Source organism: Halobacterium noricense, from assembly GCF_021233435.1.
Classification (GTDB): domain Archaea; phylum Halobacteriota; class Halobacteria; order Halobacteriales; family Halobacteriaceae; genus Halobacterium; species Halobacterium noricense.
On the sequence record NZ_CP089468.1, the window covers coordinates 1,178,871 to 1,201,809 of the forward strand.

A 22,939-nucleotide genomic window follows, 5' to 3' on the forward strand; every position below is an offset into this window, starting at 1 on the left:
CGTTAGAGGTGTAACTGGGAGTTCTCGCCGACGACCATGCGGCGGCCTTCCGGGAGCATGCCTTCGGCGCTCTCGACCTGTGCTGCACGACCGATGAGACTATCGATGATACGGCCGTTCGTAGTCACTTCTGACTCGCCGACGATAACCGTATTCTCGATGTGGGGGCCGGCGATTCGTGTATTCTCACCGATGGACGTGTACGGGCCGACGTAACTGCCATCCTCTATTGTCACGTCGTCCGCAATGGAGACGGGCCCGCGGACGACTGCGCCGCTTTCGATTGTCGCCGATCTGGCCAGCTGGACGCGGCCGTTTACTTCTGCACCCTCCTCGACTGTTCCGTCGAGGGAGCGCTTCTGGCTCTCGAGCACGAGGCGGTTCGCTTCAAGGATATCCCCGGGTTTGCCGGTGTCTTTCCACCAGCCTTCGACGACGTGTGAGTCAATCTTATAGCCGTCCTCAAGGAGCAGCTGGATCGCATCTGTGATTTCGAGTTCGCCGCGCCAGGATGGTTCGAGCCGGTCGATTGCATCGAAGACGGCTGGCGAGAACACGTAGATGCCGATAAGCGCAAGGTCACTCGGCGGGTCGTCGGGCTTCTCAACGAGTCCCTCGACGTTTCCGTCGACATCGACGTCCGCGATGCCGAACTGCTGTGGGTTGTCGACGTGTTGGAGAGAGATTCCCGCGCCGTAGTCGCCCGCCTTGAAACTCTCGACGAGCTCCGAAATACCCTGGTTCAGGATGTTGTCGCCGAGGTACATCACGAAGTCGTCGTCGCCGACGAACTCTCGCGCGCAGCCCGCGGCGTGGGCGAGTCCGAGCGGGTTCCCTTGGACGATGTACGTGACGTCAACGCCGTACTTCGACCCGTCACCGACGAGGTTCTGAATCTCCTCGCGGCCGACGTTCCCGAGGATAATCCCGATTTCAGTAATGCCGGCTTCCTTGAGGTCTTCGATAGCGTACTCGAGAACCGGTTTGTTCGCGACGGGGACGAGCTGCTTCGGTCCGGTGTGCGTAATCGGACGGAGGCGTGTTCCCGTCCCACCCGAGAGAATGACGCCTTTCATCGTCAGTGAGTCTCTTCATCCCAGTCCATAGGAATTTCGTCTGTATCCGGCGGCAGACGCTCCTCGTCGGGGTCTTCGTAGTCATAGAGGTTCGTCGGGAAGTTGAGGAGGATCGCTTGTTCGTTACCGAGGACTTTGAACCCGTGCCAGCACTCGCCGGGGATGCGGATCGCCTGTTGGTTGTGTTCGCCGATGACGAACTCGTTCACTTCGCCCTGGGTCGGGGAGTCGTCGCGATCGTCGTAGATGCCGACCTTGATGCGACCTTGCGGGCAGATGAAGTGATCGACCTGCCCGCGCGTGTGGCGGTGCCAGGCGCGGATGACGCCGGGGTAGCTGAGAGAGTAGTAGGACATCGCCGGCTCGGGATCGTACTCCTCCCAGTCCTCGCGGAACACTTCGACGAGGTGGCCGCGCTCGTCGGCGTTTACTTGGAGGTCGCGGACTTCGACATCGTTAATCATGCGTAGTGAATTCCTCCGTGTAGCTAACCATCACGTGTTTGAAACAGGACATGGAGTAAAAAGGTGCGGATGCAGTGGTCGACAAGCGTCGATTAATCGCTTTGAGAAAACTGACATCCCCATTCGTTTTCGTGAGTTATAACTGATGAATATCCCTCAATCGAGTATTCGAGTATTTGCCGCGAGAGCCTCTAGCAGCGTGATCGTTTTCCTCGGGATCACGTACTTTGCTGGTGAACTTGGGTCTCACGGGATGAGGGTATTCTTCTTTTTCCAAGCGTTTCTGGGGATGATCGCCATCCCGGCGGACTGCGGTATCGGAACCGGTGTGACGAAACGGCTCAGTGGGCGCGAATCCTCTAGCACGGTTCTCTTGACGGCAGTCCTCCTGAAGGCATACTGCTACTGTCGTTCCTCGCGTGATCACTATAACGACTACCTCAGCGCCGGCCTCATTGCACGTACTGCCACTCGGTCTTCAGGAAGCAGCGAACCCGACCATGCAAGTCTTATAGGACGAACGGCACTGTCTAGTTAAGCACGGCTTCTGCTGGTGTTACTCACTTCTCAAACTGGCTTAACTAGACAGTGCCGCACGACAGAATAAGTCAATCGATGGACCAGAATCTCTGGAACAGGGGTATCTCTGATCACAGTACGTCACGCCACTGATCGGAAACAACATCCACACTGTAGTTGTTGAGTACATGCTGTCTCCCCGCAGTACCCATCGCCGCCCGTTTCTTGTCATTATCGAGTAACTCACGGATTGCTGCTTCGAAGCCATTAATATCTCCTTCAGAGATGACTCGACCAACGTCGTTGGTGATGATACTGCTTGGCCCCGGGTGATCAGAGGCGACGACGGGCGTCTCGCAGGCGAGTGCTTCGATGAGAACAATACCGAAGAATTCCCGCCACCGTGCCCGTTTTAGCGATGGGAGGACCTTCAGCGAGGCACGGTTGTATGCATTCACGAGGGCGTCCGTATTGTCCAAAAAGCCTAAGAATTCGACGTTGTCTTGTGTTCGAGAGCGGCGTTCAAGTTCCGCCTCGTAATCGCCGTCACCAGCAAACCAGAACTCAATATCGGGATTACGCTCTGAAAGAGTCAATAGGAGTTCAATCCCTTTTTGTTCGACGAGTCGACCGACGAACAACACGATATCGTCGTCTGTCTGTTCCTGTGGTCGTGACTCGAACGCCGTCGGATCACAACAGTGGGGGATGACGGTGCTATCCACACCGAACGCTGAGATTAGTGACTGTCGGGCGGCCTCGGTGACAGTGACCACGTCGCTTCGGGAGAGAAACGACCGCCACGCCGCCCGAACGGCTGGGTTCAGATCGTAGTACAGGTCGTTCTCCCAGTGGGTGAACGAGGTGAAAAATATAGGGCGCTTGCCGAGATACACCGCGGGGAGCAGGGGCAACACCGACAGGGCGTACGGAGGAATGCTGACAATCCATCGGTACTTTTGTGTCGTGACGTACTGTTTCCAGTATGAAATCGGCTGTTTCACTACGCCCCGGTGGCTGATTGTCCGCAAACGACCGACAGTACCAGACGCTTCGAGGTTTAGAAACGGACGATACATGCTGCCGGGTGTATCGTCAAACCAGAGCATCAAATTAGTGACTGAAGACATTATCTCCGAATTGGCGAACCGGCATTAAAATCGTTCTGCTCTCGTCGCGTCCTAGATTTTATAATCAGAAGTTGCTTAATAGCTCTTCTGAACTACCTTATGTCAAGACATCTATCTAATTGTAGATTGCCCAATAATTCTATATTAAACTTCTGTTCATATTTAACTATATCTATATTATTCCAATATTAAATAGAATAAAATAATTAAAGAGGACTCAGCAGAGGGTGGAGCTGCGAGATCAAACATGAACCCCTGGGAAGGTGACGCTTCCTGTGTTTATCGACTGCGTCTGCCAGCAAGGCCGATACGACATACACGGGATGGCGCGTCACGGCTACCACTTGACGCCCGGCAGTGGAAGTGAAACCCCCGCAATATCTTTCAATTTAATGCCGAAAATACTCATCTGGATTTGGGAGATTAAACACAAAAAATAGTTATTTTTTCGGTTAGTATTAACTATTCATTCTATTACCACACTCGTGGAAACACCGGAAATATTAGTATATTCACTAAAACTCGGGTACCAGCGTTTCACTTTCAAACTACCCCAGCCAGACAGAACCAAACCACACAAAATATAGTAATGGCGTATCATTTGAAAACTATGCTTCTTACAAAACTACTCCAGCACGCCCGAAATACACTATATGCAGGAAAAGTACGTACAGCGATTCATCGGCTCAGAATACATACGTTTCTGTCAGATGCCTATTGGGATCTTCTGTATCGTATTTCTGATAATGAAAAACAGTACACGATCCAGAACCAAAAAATAACATTTCGGACGGATACCTTCGCCGAATTCATACGGTTTAGAAATTTTGTCGGAGAACGCCCAAATATTGAGGATGTTCTGGCGTCTCTCGATGTGAACGATGTCTTCTATGATATAGGTGCCAACGTCGGAACGTACACGTGTTTCGCCGCGTCGAAACTGGATAATAGGAATGTTATCGCTTTCGAACCCGAACCGAATAATGTGAAAAAATTGAGGAAAAATCTCGAAATAAATAATGTTGACGCTAAAATTCTCGAAGTTGCCTTATCGGATACGAACGGTACAATAGATTTCGCTCTCACCGGTGACGAAGCTGGTGAAGGAGAACACGCAATTGCTACCGACAGCGACAGTAAAAGTATTGAAGTCCAGACTGCGAGGGGGAATTCGATAATCGAAGAGCGTGGCTTACCAATGCCCACTGTCGTGAAAATAGATGTCGAAGGCGCAGAACTATCCGTCCTTCGGGGGATGGAACACGTTCTCCAGAAGAGTTGCCGTCTGGTCTATGTTGAAGTTCATCCTGATAAGCTTGAGAATTTTAATTCAAAACCTTCTGAGGTAGAATCAATTCTTGAAGATGCTGGTTTTACTATTAACAAACTAACACAGCGTAGGAGTGAATATTTCATCAAGGGAAAGAAAAAGTAAAATCCAATTTATAAATATTTGGGTGAATTTATCTTGACATACATATCCCGGAACGGGACTTAGATGGTACACCTTTTACCCCCCCACTAATATAGTTCGTATACAGATGCGAACTGGGATCCTTCCTAGATTCCTCTCGATTGTTGGGGCTAAGATTGCTACCCTTGTTTTGTCGTTACTGATAACCCCCATTCTCGTTCGTTTACTCGGGAGTTCATCGTACGGTGACTATGCATTCGTTCTCTCGTTGCTCGGTATCACGATGATCCTCGCCAATGCAGGGATTTTCGACGGGACGCGGAAGTACATCGCGGAGAACCGGGATCGGCTAAATTGGGCTGAGAAAGTTTTCGGATTCTATCTCCGTACCAGTGTACTGTTAGCGTCCCTTGCAGCTCTTGTGTTCGTCGTATTCTCATGGCTCGGTTTCGCTGAACAACTCTTCGCTTCGGACTTTTCTATCTACTTCTACCTTCTTGGTGGATTGATTATTGGCCGACAAGCTTACTCGGTCGCTCGTGGCGGACTTATGGGACTCGGACTCGAAGGCCGGAGCGAACCCCTTAGAATCCTGCAAAAAGCTCTCTTCGGAGTATTCGGAATTTCACTCGCTTATACCGGATATGGGGTGGCAGGCGTTCTTGCAGGTCACATCATTAGCACTCTCGTAGTCACAATTTTGGCCTTCTCAATATTATCCGACCACCTTGATGTTGGAACTGTCCTTGCTCTGGAATCTGATGGGGTCCCGAAGAAGGAATTACTCTCCTTCAATCTTCTCAGTGTACTACTTATATTACTGACAGCATCGCTGTATCACGTCGATATTCTCCTTCTCCGTCCGATCTCGGGTAGTCAGAAAACCGGATACTATAAAGCAGCGCTTGTCATCGCTGAATTCCTCTGGTTTGTCCCGAATGCTCTCCAGACAATCCTTCTACACTCGACCTCGGAACTCTGGTCAAAGGATCGGACGAAACAAATTACGTCATTATCCTCCAAGACGACGCGATATAATCTCTCTCTCGTTCTTCTCCTTGCAATTGGGCTTGCCGCCCTCGCTGACGATTTTATCCCGCTATACTACGGGGAAGAATTTAAAGCGTCCATCAACCCATTACTTCTCCTATTGCCCGGCGTAGTTGGCTTTGCGTTGGCTCGCCCGATTTTTGCAATTGGGCAGGGTAAGGGCTCGTTTCGAGGGTTAATCTTCGCAACGGGAGCAGCTGCATTATTAAATCTGGGTCTAAATCTTCTACTCATTCCTCAATACGGTGTATCTGGTGCTGCTACTGCGACTAGCGTCAGCTACGGTTTAATGATTGTTTTTCACGTATTGGCGGCACGCCGAATCGGATTCAATCCGATTGAGGATCTTCGGCTCTTGCAGATTTCTGTCGTCGCAGTACTATCCGCAGTCGTAATTGTTCTAATAGACGGTTTGCTCCACTCACCCCTTCTATCACTTCTTATTGTTCCACCTGTTGGTTTCATCGTCTACGCTAGTCTAACGGTACAATTCGGAGTTATTACACCGGATGAGATTGAAGAGGTCTCTTCCCGGATTCCCCCTCCGGTGGCTAAATATGTAGAGTATATTCTAGACATCTTTCGATAACGCTCATGTGTAGCATATTGTTGATTTCAGAGAGTCGCTTTGACAGCGTGTTTGAGTGCTTCTCGACCGGATTTTCTGAAGAGTTCGCTGCGTAGCTGAAAGGCGCGGAGATACTGTGTCAACTTGTCCTTCGAGACGCCTCGATGCGGCGAGAGCCAGCGTCGCGCCAGCGACGCGTGGCTCTCGCACGTGTTCACGTGGATGTCTCCATCAGCGTATTCGCCGTCACCGTGGACGACGTATTTGCGGGTGAACTCGTCGTCGTCCTCAAGCGGGTCGTATGCCCGAAATCCGTCGGTGTAGACTGTTAGCGACTCCTCCTCGTGGTCAGCGAGGAGGAGTCGCACCGTCGATTCGTCTGCGGATTTCGCCGGGACGACGTACCGCTGTCCCGTTCCACGGTCAACGATGGTGAAGACGGGTGGTTTGTCTCCCTCGTACGAACCTCGTCCGCGCGTGGACAGGCCACGCGAGCGCGACGGTTGGTCGCGCTCGCGGCCTTTCAACCCCGCAGAGACGTACACTTCGTCGATTTCGACCGGTCCAACGAGGTCGAGTTGAGGCGCGTCGAGCGCTCTGGTGAAGCGCTCGACGCGCCGGTGCATCGTCTTGTAGGTCACATCGATCTCTCGCTGAAGTTGGCGAAGACTCGTATTGAACCGTAAGAACGCGTAAATCGAGAACAACCACTTGCGGAGCGCAACCTTCGAGTGAGCGAAAATTGTGCCCGTCTTATCGTTGAACGTGCGGTCGCAATTCTTACAGAGATAGCGTTGAAACGCCCCATAGCTGCCGTTCTTGACCGTCCGGTCAGAACGGCAGCGAGGGCAGGAAACGCCGTCACGCCAGCGCACCTGTTCCAGCAGGTCCGCTGCGAGCGATTCCGAGCCAAACACATCGAGCGGAATCATTCGTGTCGGACACCGCTAGCGCGGTGTCCTTGCTCTCTTCGATTCCAGAGCGACAGCTGAACTGAATCAACAATCTCCTACAGAAGAGCGTTCGATAATCGCGTACATGTCGACAACGAACGTCTCCTTGGGCGGACTAATTAGAGGAAGAGACTGGAGCAGTATCGTTTTCTAGCCGTTCCTCAGCTTCCTCCTGATCTTCGGGATACCCAATATCGGTACGCCAGCCGTCCATACGGATGCGTCAATCGTCCGCCCAGAGTGCAACAGCAGGTCGATTGCATCGCTGATCTCGTACTCGTCACGACCAGAGGGCTGGACCAGGTGGCAGGCGTGGAAAATCGCGGGCGTGAACGTGTAGAAGCCAGTTATTACGAGATCCGACGGCGGATCGTCGGGCTTCTCGACGACGTTCGTGATCTCCCCGTACTGATTGGTGTCACAAACTCCTTACCGACTCGCCTCGTCCCAATCCACCTCTTCGACGAGGAACGCCGCATCTGCGCGGGACTCTCGCTGACGGTTGACCACATCTTCGAGGTTCGCTCGGAAGATGTTGTCCCCGAGCATCAGCCTGAAATCGTCGTCGACGTGCTCCTCGACAGTCAGGAGCGCGTGTGCGGCACTGTCTAGTTAAGCACGGCTTCTGCTGGTGTTTGGTCATCGAGAGATCGGTGCGGTCTCTGATGGTTGTAGTAATGTACAAATTGTTCAAGATATTCGCGTGCGCTCGCCCGACTGCCGACCCACGAGTTGTGGAAACGGTCGATGCGCATTTTGAGGGTGTGAAACCACTTTCGATGCGGTTTCTGTCGGTATAGTCAACCCGACTGTTGAGTCCTAAGCGAGAGATGGCAGTCCGATATCCGAACTGGCCAACGAGAAATACGGCGTCGGAGAGATCGTGTTTCTCACGGAGTCCGTGAAGGAACGCAGCCGCTGTATCAGTCCCATGTCGTCCGAACAGTTCGACGTCAAGAATCAACTTTGTGTCGAGGTCTATTGTAGCATACAGACAAGACCATTCGCCGTTGATCTTGATAGCGGTCTCGTCAACTGCGACCCTTGACGGCTGCGCCGTCGGCGGGTCGCCAACGCTATCAGCGATTCGGTGAACCTATTGGCAGATTTCTTGATGTGAGCGTTCTACGCCGAGGATTCGGAGAATTTCTTTCGTTTCTCGAAGCGAACAGCCGGTCGCGTGGAGCCGGACGGCGAACGCCCTGACGGGCGTCGCCGTCCGCTCACGCTCCCAACATTCAAGATTCGCCGTGTTCAACGTCTCTTTGAGCAGTTCTTGGTTGAGCATAGACACCGAAACCAACGAACTGCTCACTTCTCAAACTGGCTTAACTAGACAGTGCCAATCGAGGAAACACGCTTCTTTAATGAGAATTCATCGAAATCCTTCCGGATCGACCGGTGGAAATCGTCGCCGACCTCCACCTCGATCCCTACTACGGCGACAAAGAGGAGGCAACCCTTCTACTCCTCCGAAGCCAAAAAGGAACTACCCTTCTACGCCTGCGCTACACTCTACGCACGTGTCTGCAACAAAGCCAATCGGAGGATAGGAAATGTGTCGGCAGCGTCCGAGATGAGGACGCGGACAACTACCACCTTTACATCACGAATTTACCAAAAGAACAGACCCTACCACATGATATAGCAACAATCTACCGGTGTCGCTGGGAAATAGAGTTGCTGCTTCAAGAACTGAAGACTCGGTACGAACTTTATAAGTTTGATACGCCAAAGAAACATATCGTGGAGATTGTCGTGTATACGGCTCTCTTAACACTGCTAGTGAGCAGAGATCTCCTTAGTCTGGTTTGGTGAGCACGCCGCAGATGATGCGGTGTTTCCCCAGAACGCTGGGCTGCGACCCTCCAGCCGCACGCCTATCTCATCCTGCATGAACTCATCCAGCAACTCGGATACTCACCACTGCTATTGATAGAACAGATGGCTGATGATGCTCAGAAAATCCGTCAATAGCGACCAACCCTCCACAAAACACTAGCTATCGCGACACAACAGGGGAAGGCGTGTTAGCTAAAGACGAATGCTTGAATTACTCCCTGACCAAGCAATCTGCGAAACTGTTACACTATTCCGAGACTCACCAGTGACTAATGGCATCACTCGGAGCGGCAAAGCGGATATATCGTGATGAAGGTATTCTACAATTGGCCCGGAAGACAATTTACTTCGGCTACAACAACTATCTTCGAATTCTACTCCCGAAGCGCACAGTTATGTATAATCAAGTTTCTGTTGCTGCTGGACGGGTGGCCGACTCGTTGATCCCTTGGCAGACTACAGATATACCCGACTATGAGGGAGGTCTCATAAGGGGTATCCGCGAATACGTGGATGACGGAGATACTGTCGTGGTCGTCGGTGGCGGTTGGGGTGTTTCCACAGTTGCCGCGGCTCGACAAGCTGGTTCGTCTGGCCGTGTAGTCACATTCGAGGGAGCAAAAGAGGCAGTTGAAAGAGTTGAGGAGACGGTCGAGAAGAATCATGTCAGGAGTCGGGTTTCAGTTCAGCACGCTACCGTTGCGCAAGCACATTCGCTTCGAGGAAACGCCGACGGGGCAAAGGTTATGGATCCGAGTAACCTCCCTGCATGTGATGTTCTCGTTCTTGACTGCGAAGGTGCTGAGCTTGATATCATCGACGAGATGGAGATCCAGCCGAAAGTATTGATTGTCGAGACTCATGGTATGTATGACGCACCGGAACTGGCTGTCCGGGACAGACTGGACCAAGCAGGGTACGAAGTAGTGGAAAGTATGGTGGCTGAAAAGCGACTACAGAGTGTTTGTGAAAAAAACGGTATCTACGTACTGTACTCTGTACGACACGGGAGCACCTATTAAAATATTATAAAATGTTGAATAATATCGATATACAGTGGCGGAGGTGAGTAGAAATGAAAGATATTCTTAGTTGCCAGTCTGAATGGCCGGAAGTCGCCATCATCATCCTCAACTGGAATAATTATGAGGATACTGCTCGCTGCTTGTCCTCATTAGAGGACGTCAACTATCCGAACTACACTATATACGTTGTTGATAATGCCTCCTCAGATAATTCTCTTCAACGGCTTCATGAAGATTACCCATGGTGCAGATTTATCGAGAATAGCGAGAACCAAGGTTTTGCTGGAGGATGTAACCGAGGGATCGAAAGGGCATTAGAGGACGGAATGGACCACGTTCTTTTATTAAACAACGATACAATAGTATCATCGACATTTCTTAAACCACTTATTAAAACTGTAGAATGTAATGAAAAAGTTGCTCTAGTAGGTGGAATAATTGAATATATGAATGAGGAGGGATTGTGGTACGCGGGATCAACGTTTAACCCTACGTTAGCTAAAAGTGGCCATCAGACTACTATCAAAGATACAAAACCATACCATACAGAACATGTCACTGGAGCCTTAATGTTACTCTCTGGTGAATTTATTGTAAATGGAAATTATCTAGATGAAGATTATTTCTTTGGATATGAAGATGTGGAAATATCTTGGCGCGCAAGACGAAATGGATGGAAGACATTAGTTGCACCCGATTCCTGCATTCAGCATGAAGTAAGTTCAACGGCGGGATTCCGTAGCCCGTTTAAATTTTATCATGCAACTCGGAATAGAATGAAGTTTGCGCAAAACCTTACTCTATATAAACAAGTAGTATTTTATACGTTCTTTATGTTAACGCGGTTGATCCGAGCCGCCCAGTGGTACTCAAGCTTTCCGGGCCGAATCAAAGCAATAGGCAAAGGAATTGTTGATCATCTCTTGGGTCGACCACCCAGAAAACCGGATGAATTTGATAAGAGTGGTTAGACGCTAATTGGAGTGGCTATATGTTAAAATTACTAGATAATACAAAAGGAGGCACTGTCTAGTTTAGAACCTCGTCGGCTGGCGTTCGATCGCCGAGCGATTGGTGCGGTCTGAGACGGTTGTAGTAATGCGCAAATAACGCAAGCCATTGGCGAACGCTCCGCCGACTGCCCACCCACGAATTGTGGAAACGGTCGAGTCGCATTTTCAGCGTGTGAAACCATTTTTCGATGAGGTTTCGATCGGTATAGTCAACCCGACCGTTTAATCCTAATCGAGCAAGGGCAGTCCGGTAGACGAACTGATCGACGAGAAACGTCGTGTCTGAGAGATCGTGTTTCTCCGCTAGTCCAGACAGGAACGCAGCCGCCGGATCGGTGCCATGGCGTCCGAACAACGCAACGTCAAGAATGAGTTTCGTGTCAAGGTCTATTGCAGCGTACAACCAAGACCACTCGCCGTTAATTTTGACAGCGGTTTCGTCGACCGCGACCCGCGACGGCGAAGCCGTCGTCGGGTCAGGAACGCTGTCAGCTAGCCGATGTACCCACTGCCAAACGTCTTGATGAGAGCGTTCTACGCCTAATTCCGCGAGAATCGTTGTTGTCTCTTTAAGCGAACAACCGGTCGCGTGGAGCCGGACGGCGAACGCCCTGACGGGCGTCGCCGTCCGCTCACGCTCCCAAGTTTCTTCTAAATCCGCCGCAAAGCACTCGCTGAGCAGGTCTGCGAGCATTGTCCCAAACAAACTCAACGACCTGCTCACTTCTCAAACTGACTTAATTAGACAGTGCCCAAAAGGACGGAATTTTGTCTAATAATCTTGCTCACTTCACTTGTTGGGCTGTTTCGCTGGTAGTGGTAGTGTTCAGATAAGCTGGTTCCATGCGAAGGCGAACGCTTGAAGCAATTTTTGACGGTTTCTGCTTCAGCATGGCTGAAACAGTTTGAGAACTGGTCGGTTCGGCGTTTTAGTTCTCGGAAGACACGTTCGACGCTGTTTCGATTACCGTGTTTTTCGTATCGGTAATTGAGGTCGTGTCGGTGGAGAGTTGCTTGCAGCCACGGTGTAGAATCGACGAGAGACTGCGTCATCGACGAGATGTTTCTCGCAGAGTTCAGCGAACAACATCTCGGTAATCGCTTGATTTCTCGTCGGAGAGAGCTTGACGTTCAGCAAGCGGTTCGTTGCAGGATCGACTGCGGCGTACAGCCAGAATCGTTCGTCGTTGAGTTGGATCACGGTCTCGTTAACCGCGACGTGATCCGGATTTGCACCGTCAAGCGGCTGTAGATCCGCCTTCTGCACCCAGTTGTGAACGGTCGTTCGACAGCCTTCGACACCCAACTATCGAGAATAGAGATGGTATCTGAAAGTGATAGTCCAGCCAGATGGAATCGGATACCGAGCTTCATCGCGGGCTCGGGTGTCGCCTCTCGCTCCAGAAAATCTAACTCGAAACAGTCGCTACCTCCGAGGAGGCGGGCGATTTCTGGCATGAACCACTAGAAAATCGCTTCGCCTCACTCTTCATCCTTATCTGAACACCGCCCGCCAATTGGTTGTATATATATTCGGTAAAGAAGGAATACGGCCGTGAAAATTCGCCCCATGGATGGTAGTTTTAGATACTATATTGACAACAGACGGTGGAAGGAGTAACGCAGAACTTACTTTCCCACACCAATAAGAATTAGATATGGCCAACACTATTCTCATCGATGCAAGTCCGCTTAGTGGCGGGATTACTGGTGCTGGAAGATATGCGTACGAGCTACTAGATGTACTGGTTTCGATGGATAGTGAGTTCGAATTTCAACTTATAGTCCCCGACGAGAAGGATCGATCGTGGGATATCAATCACTGGGACCGGTATGAACGAGTTACGTTTGTGAAGATGAATGAGACGAGTGTGGGGCCGAAGCGACAACTGAGTTATGCACTCTCCTCGTTCGATTATGACTTGTTTCATTCCCTCTCGTCTCTGGCTCCGCTGTTCATGCGAGGAAAAATGGTAACGACGATTCATGACCTCAAACATTTTAACGGCGGAACTTTTCTAAAGGGATTTAGTAATACTAAGAATAAATATATAAAAACTGTGATGAAACAGAGTATGAAGCGCTCGGACCAAATCCTTGCAGTGTCTGAGCATACGAAGTCCGACATACAAGATATCGCGAATATCCCCTCCGAGTCAATAACTGTCTCTCCGCTCGGACCAGGGAATGAGGTTCTGAAAGTTGATGAGAAGCCCCCGATTGACTCACCATATTTATTCTTTATAGGATCTATTCGTCCACATAAAAACCTCGATGCACTACTTGAAGCCTTTGAAATGTTGTCACGCACCTATAGTCACGACGATCTTCAATTAGTGATCGCAGGGGGTGATTACAACGGCCACACGCAAGAATTGCAATCGGGATTATCAAGCCAGCAGCAAGAGAAGGTTCATTTTATCGGAAAAATAAGTGACCGAGAACTCGCAGTCTGGTACACCCATACCCGAGTATTCGTGTATCCATCGTTGTACGAAGGGTTCGGATTACCCCCACTCGAGGCAATGGGCTACGGCGTTCCTGTCGCCGTCTCCAACCGGACATCAATTCCCGAGGTTGTCGGGGATGCAGGTGTCTATTTTGACCCCACAGATTCGGAGAATATGGCAGATACTATTGATGAAATACTGAGCTCGCAATCGTGGAGAGCGGAACTGTCAAAGAAATCTAAATATCGGTATCAACAATTCACGTGGGAAACTACAGCAGAAAAGACGCTAGAAGCATATGATGCTGTGCTTAACTGAAGGAATCGGTTTCGTAGTTGTTGCAGGGCCTGAATAGGAGCATGGGGGCAACACAACTCTTATTTGATATTTGCTGGACTCTCCAAGGTATCTGAATCTCTCTTATGTCAGTTCGCTCTTGCGTAGGAGATTGTTGATACTGCTGAGCGGTCGCTGTGGAGTCGAAGAGGACAAGGGCACCGCGTCAGCGGTGCCCGACACGAATGATTCCGCTAGATGTGTTTGGGTCGGAATCGGTCGCAGCGGACCTGTTGGCGCAGGTTCGCTGGCGTGACGGTGTTACCTGTCCTCGCTGCCGTTCTGACCGGACGGTCAGAAACGGCAGCTACAGAGAGTTTCAACGGTATCTCTGTAAGAATTGCGACCGCACGTTCAACGACAAAACCGGCACAATCTTCGCTCACTCGAAAATTGCGCTCCGGCGGTGGCTGTTCTCGATCTACGCATTTCTCCGCTTTAACACGAGTCTCCGCCAACTACAGTGCGAAATCGAGGTGACACACAAGACGATGCACCGGCGCATCGAGCTCTTCGCCAGCGCGCTCGATGCGCCTTCCCTCGATCTCGTCGGCCCGGTCGAAATCGACGAGGTCTACGTCAACGCGGGGAAGAAGGCCGCGAGCGCGACCAGGAGTCGCGCTCGCGTGGCCTGTCCACGCGCGGGCGTGGTTCTTGTATAGCGGCGACAAGCCACCCGTGTTCATTCTCGCTGATCGCGGGACCGGACAGCGGTACGTGGTTCCAGCGAAAGCCGCCGACGAATCGACAATTCGACTCCTGCTTGCTGACCGCAAAGAGGAGTTGCTCACGGTCTATACCGACGGCTTTCGAGCGTACGAACCGCTCGAAGCGGTCGACGTATTCGACCGCAAATACGTCGTCCACGGCGACGGCGAATACGCCGATGAGGAAGTACACGTCAACACCTGCGAGAGCCACGCGTCGCTGACGCGACGGTGGCTCTCGCCGCATCGAGGGGTCTCGAAAGACAAGTTGACGCAGTATCTCAGAGCGTTCCAACTACGTCGGGAACTGTTTCGGAAACCCGGTCGAGACGCTCTCAAACACGCTATCAAAGCAACGCTCTGAAATCAACAATATGCTACGCAAGAGCGATGTCAGTTAAATCTATGGCTGATAAATATCTGGTTGTCGGGAGAGATATCTTCCCGTTCGAAAAGCGATCGAAGATGGGTGTACTCGTCAACCGAAACACGCGACAGAACCGGCGACTGCAACCGCTTCGCATTCGAACATCCGGAGCCTCAACTAGCTCACAGCAAAAGAATTATGAACGCGTTATCGAAACATTCTTAATGAAACAAACAGTTCAGGAGCACAAGACCTGTCCCAAAGTCTCGTAAATGAGTAGTGCTCATCTCCATCCCCGTCGCCGTAAGCTCACATCGTTTATTACGCCAGGCGCTTGTACGCTTGTTCTCCTCGTACTCCTTCCAGCAGAGGTGTCAATCCCACTAATCGCCGTACTCACTGCTGGAATCAGCGTCGTCTCCTACCAACTACAGAACTACCTCCTGACTACCATCACAGGAGCGTTCCTATTCCGACTCGCGTTTATTATCGTTGATTCCGTTGTCGGGTTTCTCCCGACTGTCCCAATCTCTTCAGGTCATAACCGACGTGCAATCGACCTCGCAACCGCGTGGTCGAACGGCCAGTTCGTCGGCGCTCTCGGCGACGTAACGACGATGCGCATCGTGATGGCGCATTTGCTCGCACCGTTTTACGTCGTCCTAGGTCACTCACCCGTCGTTGGCCGTATCGGTATCGCGCTCGTCAGTCTCCTCGTCGGGTATCTCGTCTTCAAGCTCGCACGCCACGTTACCGACTACCGGACCTCCGTACTCGCCGCCTCGATCGTCCTCTTCTGGCCGACGATTGTCTATCGATCGGTCGTGATTCAGCGCGAGGTCGTTCTCGTCGTCGTGATGCTGACGTTCCTGTGGGCCGCAGTACAATGGCTCGACTCCGTTACACTCCGGACCGCCGCAATCGCATTCCTCGCGACTGCGGCTACCTTTGCGCTCCGCAGGGAAAACCTCGTCCTGATCGTCGCGATGGTCGGGTTCGTCAGCCTCGTCAAGAGCCGCGATAAGCCCTACCTCACAGGACTCACACTCCTTTCCGTCCCGTTCCTCGCGTTCTTCGCCCTCAATTTCGAGACGTTCACCGGCCACGGCTCCACGCTCTCCCCTGCGGCACTCGAATCGTTCGCGTACGGCCGTGCTCACGGTGACGCCGTGTACCTGATGGGACTCCACTACGACACTTGGCTGGACATTATCCTTTACGCACCAATGAAGGTTCTGTACTTCCTGTTCACGCCGTTCCCGTGGCATATCCAGAGCGTCACAGAACTGTTCGTCGGCATGAGCGCTCTCGCACTCCTCGTCGCGACCCTGTTCGTCCGGCGAGGTATCGCGATACTCCACGACAGGCCGTACTACCTCGGACTCCTTCTCTCATACTTCCTGACCGGCGTCGTCACGTACTCGATCATCGAGATGAACTACGGCGCTGCTGTCCGTCGACGAATTCAGTTCATCCCGATCCTCCTCCTCCTCGCCGTCGTCGGACTCTCAAACGTCGAATTCGACGTTCGATGGCCGACACGATGACACAAGCCATTTTACTGCAGTCTAGCTAGACCACACTACATGACCAACGTCCTCTTTCTCGTCGTCGATTCCTTACGCTACGACGCCGTCGCCGCCAACGAGTTCGACACGCAGACCCTCGACGCGCTCGCCGAGGAGGGCGTCTCGTTCTCGCGGTGTTTCGCCCAAGGAATCAGCACCGCGCCGTCGATGACGGCGATGCTCACCGGCCGCTACCCGCTCGACTACGGCGGCCACTGGTACCTCGAGGAATCGCAGCCGACGATGGCCGAACAGTTCCAGCGGAACGGCTACACCACGGGCGCGATCCACTCGAACCCCAACGTCTCTCGCCTGCGGAACTTCGACCGCGGGTTCGACACGTTCGAGGAGAACATCCTTCCCTACGACCCGGACGGACTCGTGGACAACGCGCCGGACTCGCTGCTCCGATACGCGAACAAGGCCGCTCGCATCCTTCGACGCACGCCGTACCTCCCGGCGGAGAAAGTGAACCGGAGTCTCGCGGAGTGGATCGGTTCGACCGACGAGCCCTGGTTCCTCTGGACGCAGTACATGGACGTCCACGGTCCGTATCTCCCGGGCGGCGACTTCGGGTACCGGAACAAGTTCCGCGCCGAGCGCCTCTGGCGGAAAGCCGCCGTGAATGCTCCGGACGAGATTACACCTGACGAGCACGACGAACTCTGGACGAACTATCGCAAGGAAGTCGAGTATCTCGACCGGGAAATCGGGAACTTCCTCGACACGCTCGAAGAACGCGGCGAGCTCGAAGACACTGCCATCGTCGTCGTCGGCGACCACGGGGACGAGTTCGACGAGCACGGCCTGTACGGGCACAAGAATCTCCCGTACGACGAACTCACGCGAGTCCCGCTGCTGATTCGGTTCCCGGATTCAGCTCCCATCGACCAGCCGACGACTGTCGATTCGATGGTCCGCACCATCGACATCCTCCCGACGTTGCTCGATCTCGCCGACGCCGACTACTCGACTGAGATGGCCGAACGTCTCGAAGGCGAATCACTCCTCCCGGTCATTAACGGAGAGAGTCCGACTTACGACGCCGCCGTCACGGAGAAAGAGGTCCGGGGCGAGGACTACCTCCGTATCGGGTTCCGGACCGACCGCTGGAAGTACCTCTACGACGGCAAAACCGACGATCAGTATCTCTACGACCTCGCGGACGATCCGAAAGAAACGAACGATGTGGCAGATCAGCATCCGGAAACAGTAGAGCGATTCCGCGAACGCTTGAACGACCGATTCGAGAGGATAAAAGAGACCTCTGAGGACGTCGAAGTTCCGGACATCGACGACGACGAAGCCGTAGAAGAACGTCTCAAGGCACTCGGATACAAGTGAGTCGTCGCTATCGCTACTGACGGCCCGGCGATACACTCTTCAACGGTCGACATTCCAGTTCCCCCCTATCGACGAAGTCACGCACTCCCGCTAATACGCGCTCTAACCGTTCCAGGTCCTGCTCGGGTTCGTGCCCCAGATTGAACGGGTGGAACCACAGGTGGAACACGCCACCCGTACGAGCCGCACGCCGAAGCCCCTTTTTCGCTCGCGCAACACTACTCTCGCCTGGCGCGTACTGCCAGCCGTCGTACGAGGGCCGGAACACTTGCGACCCTGGGACCTCGACCACGCCATCGCGTTCCACTGGCTCGACCACGGGAGGTGTTCCCCGAATTGCTTCGTCGGCGAACCGTAGTGGCGGCTTCACCGCACTCGGCACAGACGCACGCTCGTACCAGCGCGCGTCCACGCCGCGATAAGCCTCGATTCCGTGCTCGCGGAGCACGTCCACGTGTCCGACGTCGTTCCGCGGGAACACGAAGCTCTTCGACTCCACGCCGTGCGCGCGAAGCGTCTCCACGGCAGCTCCAATCTCCTCTTCGGCGTGCTGCCGCGAACAGCCGTCGGCGCCCAGTTGCATGTGCGTCGACCCGTGCAGCCCGATTTCCTGCTCCGTCTCGCAGTCCTGAATTCGGTCAATCAGCCACGGCGCGTACCACAGGTCTTTGTCCATCCCACTCGCGCACGGCAGCTCGCCGAACCAGTCGTCGACCCACTCGAAGTCCGGCGACGTCCGGTCGCTGTGGTCGCCGTCACAGTCCTCCAGCAGGTGGGAGACGACCGCCCACGTCGCGGGAATCTCGTACTTGTCGAACAAGTCGCAGAGCCGGTCGATGACCTCCGGCATGTTCCGATACGCTTCCTCGTACCGCTCGACGTTCCCCTTGTCGAACGTTCCCCACGCGAGTTCGGTGTCCAGCGAGATCGTGAACACGCCCGTGTCGTCGCTCATGCTATTCCATGTACCCGAGGTCTTCCAGTCGGTCGGTCACGTCGCGCTCGACAGTCTGTGAATCAGCGCTGCCCACGTCCACGTCGACGCGCGAGACGTCTCGGTTTGCCGGCTCCGACTCCGCGTCGAAGAGGTTACGACGGACCTCGCCATCCATTCGCTCCGGTACGTCCTCGCCGTGGAGGTGGAGCAGTGTCGGCGCGATGTCGAGAATGTGCATGTCCGATAGCGCCGCCGTCTCGTCGATGTCCGGCCCGTATCCGATGAACATCCCCGTGTCCTTGTTCTCGCCGTGCCACTTGCTCGGCTCGCCGAACACGTCGTCGTTCCCAATCTTCCCCTCGATGTGGACGCCGGCAGCCTGGTCGAGCACCACGTCCGGACCGCGGCCAGTGTGTGGGCCGTTGTACACGTCCTCGCCGCGCAGCACTTGGTCGAACACCGCGTTCCCGGCCTCGTCAGTGAGCCCTTCTAGGTCGGCAATCAGCTCGTTGACGATTTGCTCGCGCTCTGTGGGGTCGTCGGCGAGCACGTACACGGGTCCCTGGCCGCTCGCGACCGCCTGCGAGCGCTCCCAGTCGATGACGTCGCCTTTCGCGCTCTTGTCGACCGAACCTTCCTCGTCGGGAAGCAGCATCTGTACGCGCTCCGGGAGCAGTCGCCGGGTCCACCACTCCACACCGAGCTTCGCGAGCACCGGCCGGACGCGTTCCTGCGTAATCCCCGCCTTGTGGAGGTAGTCGCTGACACCCGACTCTGTCTGCAGGTAGCCGTGCTGTTCCAGCCACGTATTGATGCGGAAGGTCGTCTCGATTTCGTTTGAGCCGTGGTCGGACATCACGACGAAGTGATCGACCTCGTCCATCTCCAGCAGCCGGCCGACGCGCTCGTCGATTTTCTCCCACGCCTGCTTCACGACGTCCATGTCCCAGTAGAAGTGCTGGAGCACGTTCAGGTAGAACACGGTCACGTGGACGAGCTCGTACTCGCCACTCTCGAGTTCGTCTTCGAGGACATCGAACCGCGAGTCGATCAGGTTGTAGATTTCGGGGACGCAGTCATTGTCCGGGTCGTCGCCGGACAGCAGCGACATCTTCTCCGGGTGGACGGCGTAGTCGTACTTCTCTTCCAGGTTTTCCTCCAGCGATTCGGGGTACGTGTAGCCGGTCTGTTCGGCGCCAGGGCCACCGGCGACGTGAATCCCGTCGACCTCTAGGGGCGGGTACGACGTGGGGAGGTTCACGACCGCGGCGTCGCCGTCGAGGAAGCGCCAGTAGTGCGTACCGTCGAAGTCGCCAGCTGCACTCCGGTTCTCTATCTTCCGTTCGTCCTCGTCGACGGCTTCCCACCAGAACACGCCGAGCTTCCCTGGGTTCGTCCCGGTCGCGTAGCACTGCCAGTTCGGACACGTCACCGGCGGGAGGCAGCTCTGCATGTCCGTCGACGTGCCGTCTGTGGTCAGCGTAGCGAAGTTGGAGAGTGACCCGTCGCCGATCCACGGCTGGATCAACTCGAAACAGCCCCCGTCTAGCCCGAGTACGACCGTCGTCATTTCCTCGTACTCGGCAGCCGACGACTAAATGGTCTGCGTTCCTCACGAAGTCCGCCTGTCGTGACTCTCTTCTCGGCGGTTCCGAACCTGCTATTCTGCCAGCAACTCCTCGTACAGCCCGTCCAGCTCCTCGACCATCGTCGCGACGGAGAACCGGTCAGCACGCTCTAGTCCACGCGCACCCATCTGTTCACGCAATTCCTCGTCCGCCAGCAGCCGCTCCAGCCGGTCGGCTAACGCCTCTGAATCTCCAGTCGGAATCAGATACCCGTTCTCACCGTCCGCAACTTGCTCGGGAATCCCTGCGATGTCAGTAGCCACGACGGGCAACCCGCTCGCCATCGCTTCCGTAATCACTCGGGGCGTCCCTTCGCGGAACGACGGCAACACGAGCACGTCGCTCGCCGCGAGCACGCGCGGGACGTCGTCCCGGAAGCCGGTGAGGAACACCTGATTGGCCAACCCACGGTCCTCGACCGCCGCGGCCAGCGAGTCGTACAGCGGCCCGTCGCCGACGATGCAGACTGACCCCTGGAAGTCACCCAACGACTCTACGGCGTCCAGTAATACCTCGTGACCTTTGCCGCCGGCGAGCCGCCCGACCATGACGATGCGCGGCCGCTCCCCGGGTAAATCATCCGCAGGCTGTGCGTCCGCGAACGCGTCCAGGTCCACGCCGCTGTAGACGGTCGTGTACTGCTTTGGCCGACCGATGCCGCGCTCCAGATAGTCGTCAGCGATGACGTCCGCGTTCGTGACGATACAGTCCGTGTACGTCGCAGCCTGCCGCTCACAGGCAAGCACGAAGCGATTCAACGAGCTGCTGCGGTCGTCGGCGAACGGCACACCATGTACAGTATGTACGATGTTCGGCACGCCAGCCAGTGCCGCCGCGAAGCGCCCGATGATGCCGGCTTCTGTGCTGTGCGTGTGCACGATGTCGAAGTTCTCGCGTCGGAGGTACCGCGCCAGCGACAGCACAGCGGGGACTGTCGTCACGGGATTGTAGTGGCGAATCAGCGGGAAGCGCTTCGTCTCGACGCCGTCGCGCTCCAGTAAGTCGACCTGCGCTTGGTCGTACTCCGCGCCGTACCCGACGGTGAACTCGTAGTCGTCGAGTCCCTGTACGGTCGCGATGGTCTTCGCTTCGGCACCACCCTTCAGCAGGCGCGTAATCAGATGGAAGACTCGCGGCCGCTCGCTACCGGTCATCGAGCAGTCACACGTCCAGCGACGTCCCTCGGTGCCTTAAGCCTCATTCTCCAAGTCGACACCGATCACCGTTTCGAGTAACGACACCCTAAAACCCCTGTAGCGTATCTGACAGCCCATATGGAAGGCAAGCAGACGCGTGTCGGCGTAGTCGGCCTCGGATACGTCGGCCTCCCGCTGGCGCTTGCGATGCACGACGCAGGCTACGATGTCGTCGGCGTCGACGTCGACCCGGACAAGGTCGAACGACTCCGCAGTGGCGAATCAACGGTCAACGACATCACTGACGACGAAGTCGCCGAAGCCTCGCTCAATGGCCTGACGTTCACTACCGACTACGACCAGCTCGCGGACGCCGACGGCGTCTCGATCTGCGTGCCGACGCCGCTCCGGAAGACGGACACGCCAGATCTCTCGTATGTCCTCGACGCTGCCGAACGACTCGCACCAGTCGTCGACGACTGCACGGTCGTCCTCGAAAGCACCGTCTACCCGGGCGCAACCAAGGAGGCCGTCGCCGACGTACTCGCCGAGAACGGGACGGACATCGGTGAGGACATCTATCTCGCGTTCTCACCTGAGCGCATCGACCCCGGCAACGAGGAGTACGGCCCCACGGACATCCCGAAAGTCCTCGGCGGCGTCACGCCGGAGTGTGGTGACCGTGCGGAAGCGCTCTACGCGCCCGTCTTCGACAAGGTCGTCCGCGTCGATTCCTCAACGGAAGCCGAACTCGTCAAACTCCTCGAAAACACGTTCCGCGCGGTGAACATCGGCCTCATCAACGAACTCGCGCAAATCGCCCACGAACTCGACGTCGACATCTGGAACGCCATCGAAGCCGCCGAGACGAAGCCGTTCGGCTTCATGCCGTTCTACCCCGGCCCCGGCCTGGGCGGCCACTGCATCCCCATCGACCCATTCTACCTCTCCTGGAAGGCCGACCAGCACGGCGTCGACACGCGCTTTATCGACCTCGCGGACACAGTCAACCGCGAGATGCCCCAGCACGTCGTCCAACGTGTCGTCGAACAACTCAACGACCGCGGCACCGCGCTGTCGAACGCGAATGTCCTCGTTATCGGCGCCGCCTACAAGCCCGATGTCTCGGACGTCCGCGAGTCCCCGGCAATCGACATCATTACCGAACTCGACGACTGGAACGCAACTGTCGACTACCACGACCCGCACGTGCCCGAACTCGACATCGGTGCAGCGACCTACGAATCGGTCCCCTTGACTGACGGCCGCCTCAACGATGCGGATTGCGTTATCATCGTCACGGATCACTCAACGCTGGATGTCGACCGACTCGTCGACGAGTCGACGCTCCTGTTCGACGCCCGGAATGCGACCAGCCACCGGGACGACGACCACGTCGTCCGGCTTTGAAG

At 54.7% G+C, this 22,939-nt stretch carries 16 protein-coding genes and 7 pseudogenes; 12 read left to right on the forward strand and 11 right to left on the reverse strand.

The genetic code is table 11. The annotated features are described in order from the left end of the window. Positions 1-2 precede the first annotated feature (2 nt). From LT974_RS06400 to LT974_RS06410, 3 genes are all read right to left on the reverse strand, one after another. Entirely contained in the window at positions 3-1,076 is a 1,074-nt protein-coding gene (locus LT974_RS06400) for a glucose-1-phosphate thymidylyltransferase (protein WP_232589886.1), read from the reverse strand. A 2-nt stretch (positions 1,077-1,078) separates the two neighbouring features. Continuing rightward, positions 1,079-1,540, reverse strand: coding sequence for a dTDP-4-dehydrorhamnose 3,5-epimerase family protein (locus LT974_RS06405; RefSeq protein WP_232589887.1), 462 nt, complete (start codon positions 1,538-1,540; stop codon positions 1,079-1,081). Between the two features lie 650 nt (positions 1,541-2,190). Continuing rightward, positions 2,191-3,189 (reverse strand): glycosyltransferase family 4 protein, encoded by a 999-nt coding sequence (locus tag LT974_RS06410; RefSeq protein ID WP_232589888.1) that lies wholly within the window; start codon positions 3,187-3,189, stop codon positions 2,191-2,193. Between the two features lie 149 nt (positions 3,190-3,338). On the opposite strand from LT974_RS06410, the pseudogene LT974_RS17875 reads away from it, so the two are divergent. The 3 genes and pseudogenes from LT974_RS17875 to LT974_RS06420 all read left to right on the forward strand — a co-directional run. Beyond that, positions 3,339-3,530, forward strand: a pseudogene (locus tag LT974_RS17875) (ISH3 family transposase); the annotation flags it as partial. 533 nt (positions 3,531-4,063) lie between these two features. Continuing rightward, positions 4,064-4,624 (forward strand): FkbM family methyltransferase, encoded by a 561-nt coding sequence (locus LT974_RS06415; RefSeq protein ID WP_232589889.1) that lies wholly within the window; start codon positions 4,064-4,066, stop codon positions 4,622-4,624. Positions 4,625-4,730: 106 nt separating this feature from the next. Then, positions 4,731-6,242, forward strand: coding sequence for a lipopolysaccharide biosynthesis protein (locus LT974_RS06420; protein WP_232589890.1), 1,512 nt, complete (start codon positions 4,731-4,733; stop codon positions 6,240-6,242). Between the two features lie 26 nt (positions 6,243-6,268). Here the strand turns inward: LT974_RS06420 and LT974_RS06425 are convergent, their stop codons facing one another. From LT974_RS06425 to LT974_RS06435, 3 genes and pseudogenes are all read right to left on the reverse strand, one after another. After that, the gene (locus LT974_RS06425; protein ID WP_232589891.1) at positions 6,269-7,153 is read right to left on the reverse strand and encodes an IS1595 family transposase; all 885 of its coding nucleotides are present in this window, start codon (positions 7,151-7,153) and stop codon (positions 6,269-6,271) included. A gap of 136 nt (positions 7,154-7,289) precedes the next feature. Then, positions 7,290-7,774, reverse strand: a pseudogene (locus LT974_RS06430) (sugar phosphate nucleotidyltransferase); the annotation flags it as partial. 8 nt (positions 7,775-7,782) lie between these two features. Next, positions 7,783-8,462, reverse strand: a pseudogene (locus tag LT974_RS06435) (IS6 family transposase). 89 nt (positions 8,463-8,551) lie between these two features. Between LT974_RS06435 and LT974_RS06440 the strand changes: the two are divergent. The 4 genes and pseudogenes from LT974_RS06440 to LT974_RS06455 form a co-directional block, all read left to right on the forward strand. Continuing rightward, positions 8,552-8,711: pseudogene (locus LT974_RS06440) on the forward strand (ISH3 family transposase); the annotation flags it as partial. After that, positions 8,705-9,151, forward strand: a pseudogene (locus LT974_RS06445) (transposase); the annotation flags it as partial. The pseudogenes LT974_RS06440 and LT974_RS06445, both read left to right, overlap by 7 nt. A gap of 137 nt (positions 9,152-9,288) precedes the next feature. Further along, positions 9,289-10,038: a class I SAM-dependent methyltransferase gene (locus LT974_RS06450; protein ID WP_232589892.1), complete on the forward strand. Its 750-nt coding sequence runs from the start codon at positions 9,289-9,291 to the stop codon at positions 10,036-10,038. A gap of 53 nt (positions 10,039-10,091) precedes the next feature. After that, the gene (locus LT974_RS06455; protein ID WP_232589893.1) at positions 10,092-11,012 is read left to right on the forward strand and encodes a glycosyltransferase family 2 protein; all 921 of its coding nucleotides are present in this window, start codon (positions 10,092-10,094) and stop codon (positions 11,010-11,012) included. A gap of 58 nt (positions 11,013-11,070) precedes the next feature. Here the strand turns inward: LT974_RS06455 and LT974_RS06460 are convergent, their stop codons facing one another. Beyond that, complete coding sequence (locus LT974_RS06460; protein ID WP_232589895.1) at positions 11,071-11,748, reverse strand: IS6 family transposase; 678 nt, start codon at positions 11,746-11,748, stop codon at positions 11,071-11,073. Between the two features lie 132 nt (positions 11,749-11,880). Further along, positions 11,881-12,512 (reverse strand): annotated as a pseudogene (locus tag LT974_RS06465) (IS6 family transposase). A gap of 200 nt (positions 12,513-12,712) precedes the next feature. Between LT974_RS06465 and LT974_RS06470 the strand changes: the two are divergent. From LT974_RS06470 to LT974_RS06485, 4 genes and pseudogenes are all read left to right on the forward strand, one after another. Further along, positions 12,713-13,822, forward strand: coding sequence for a glycosyltransferase family 4 protein (locus tag LT974_RS06470; protein ID WP_232589897.1), 1,110 nt, complete (start codon positions 12,713-12,715; stop codon positions 13,820-13,822). A gap of 203 nt (positions 13,823-14,025) precedes the next feature. Next, positions 14,026-14,911, forward strand: a pseudogene (locus LT974_RS06475) (IS1595 family transposase). Between the two features lie 374 nt (positions 14,912-15,285). After that, complete coding sequence (locus LT974_RS06480; protein ID WP_232589899.1) at positions 15,286-16,461, forward strand: glycosyltransferase family 39 protein; 1,176 nt, start codon at positions 15,286-15,288, stop codon at positions 16,459-16,461. Positions 16,462-16,500: 39 nt separating this feature from the next. After that, positions 16,501-17,826, forward strand: a complete 1,326-nt coding sequence (locus tag LT974_RS06485; RefSeq protein ID WP_232589901.1) for a sulfatase family protein — start codon at positions 16,501-16,503, stop codon at positions 17,824-17,826. A gap of 13 nt (positions 17,827-17,839) precedes the next feature. Here LT974_RS06485 and LT974_RS06490 read toward each other — a convergent pair whose 3' ends face one another. The 3 genes from LT974_RS06490 to LT974_RS06500 form a co-directional block, all read right to left on the reverse strand. After that, positions 17,840-18,781 (reverse strand): polysaccharide deacetylase family protein, encoded by a 942-nt coding sequence (locus LT974_RS06490; RefSeq protein ID WP_232589903.1) that lies wholly within the window; start codon positions 18,779-18,781, stop codon positions 17,840-17,842. Position 18,782: 1 nt separating this feature from the next. Further along, entirely contained in the window at positions 18,783-20,333 is a 1,551-nt protein-coding gene (locus tag LT974_RS06495; protein ID WP_232589905.1) for an alkaline phosphatase family protein, read from the reverse strand. A 90-nt stretch (positions 20,334-20,423) separates the two neighbouring features. Then, a complete protein-coding gene (locus LT974_RS06500) occupies positions 20,424-21,545 on the reverse strand; it encodes a glycosyltransferase family 4 protein (RefSeq protein ID WP_232589907.1) in 1,122 nt (373 codons plus the stop codon). Between the two features lie 120 nt (positions 21,546-21,665). Between LT974_RS06500 and LT974_RS06505 the strand changes: the two genes are divergently transcribed. Continuing rightward, positions 21,666-22,937 carry a nucleotide sugar dehydrogenase gene (locus LT974_RS06505; RefSeq protein WP_232589909.1) on the forward strand — a complete coding sequence of 424 codons (1,272 nt, stop codon included), beginning with the start codon at positions 21,666-21,668 and terminating at the stop codon, positions 22,935-22,937. Positions 22,938-22,939: the final 2 nt, after the last annotated feature.

Excerpts from the sequence above, each read along its gene's own strand:
- LT974_RS06485 (WP_232589901.1), top strand. The coding sequence starts at position 16,501 with ATGACCAACGTCCTCTTTCTCGTCGTCGATTCCTTACGCTACGACGCC.
- LT974_RS06405 (WP_232589887.1), bottom strand. The coding sequence starts at position 1,540 with ATGATTAACGATGTCGAAGTCCGCGACCTCCAAGTAAACGCCGACGAG.
- LT974_RS06490 (WP_232589903.1), bottom strand. The coding sequence starts at position 18,781 with ATGAGCGACGACACGGGCGTGTTCACGATCTCGCTGGACACCGAACTC.
- LT974_RS06470 (WP_232589897.1), top strand. The coding sequence starts at position 12,713 with ATGGCCAACACTATTCTCATCGATGCAAGTCCGCTTAGTGGCGGGATT.
- LT974_RS06460 (WP_232589895.1), bottom strand. The coding sequence starts at position 11,748 with ATGCTCGCAGACCTGCTCAGCGAGTGCTTTGCGGCGGATTTAGAAGAA.
- LT974_RS06410 (WP_232589888.1), bottom strand. The coding sequence starts at position 3,189 with ATGTCTTCAGTCACTAATTTGATGCTCTGGTTTGACGATACACCCGGC.
- LT974_RS06455 (WP_232589893.1), top strand. The coding sequence starts at position 10,092 with ATGAAAGATATTCTTAGTTGCCAGTCTGAATGGCCGGAAGTCGCCATC.
- LT974_RS06495 (WP_232589905.1), bottom strand. The coding sequence starts at position 20,333 with ATGACGACGGTCGTACTCGGGCTAGACGGGGGCTGTTTCGAGTTGATC.
- LT974_RS06425 (WP_232589891.1), bottom strand. The coding sequence starts at position 7,153 with ATGATTCCGCTCGATGTGTTTGGCTCGGAATCGCTCGCAGCGGACCTG.
- LT974_RS06500 (WP_232589907.1), bottom strand. The coding sequence starts at position 21,545 with ATGACCGGTAGCGAGCGGCCGCGAGTCTTCCATCTGATTACGCGCCTG.
- LT974_RS06420 (WP_232589890.1), top strand. The coding sequence starts at position 4,731 with ATGCGAACTGGGATCCTTCCTAGATTCCTCTCGATTGTTGGGGCTAAG.
- LT974_RS06400 (WP_232589886.1), bottom strand. The coding sequence starts at position 1,076 with ATGAAAGGCGTCATTCTCTCGGGTGGGACGGGAACACGCCTCCGTCCG.
- LT974_RS06505 (WP_232589909.1), top strand. The coding sequence starts at position 21,666 with ATGGAAGGCAAGCAGACGCGTGTCGGCGTAGTCGGCCTCGGATACGTC.
- LT974_RS06450 (WP_232589892.1), top strand. The coding sequence starts at position 9,289 with ATGGCATCACTCGGAGCGGCAAAGCGGATATATCGTGATGAAGGTATT.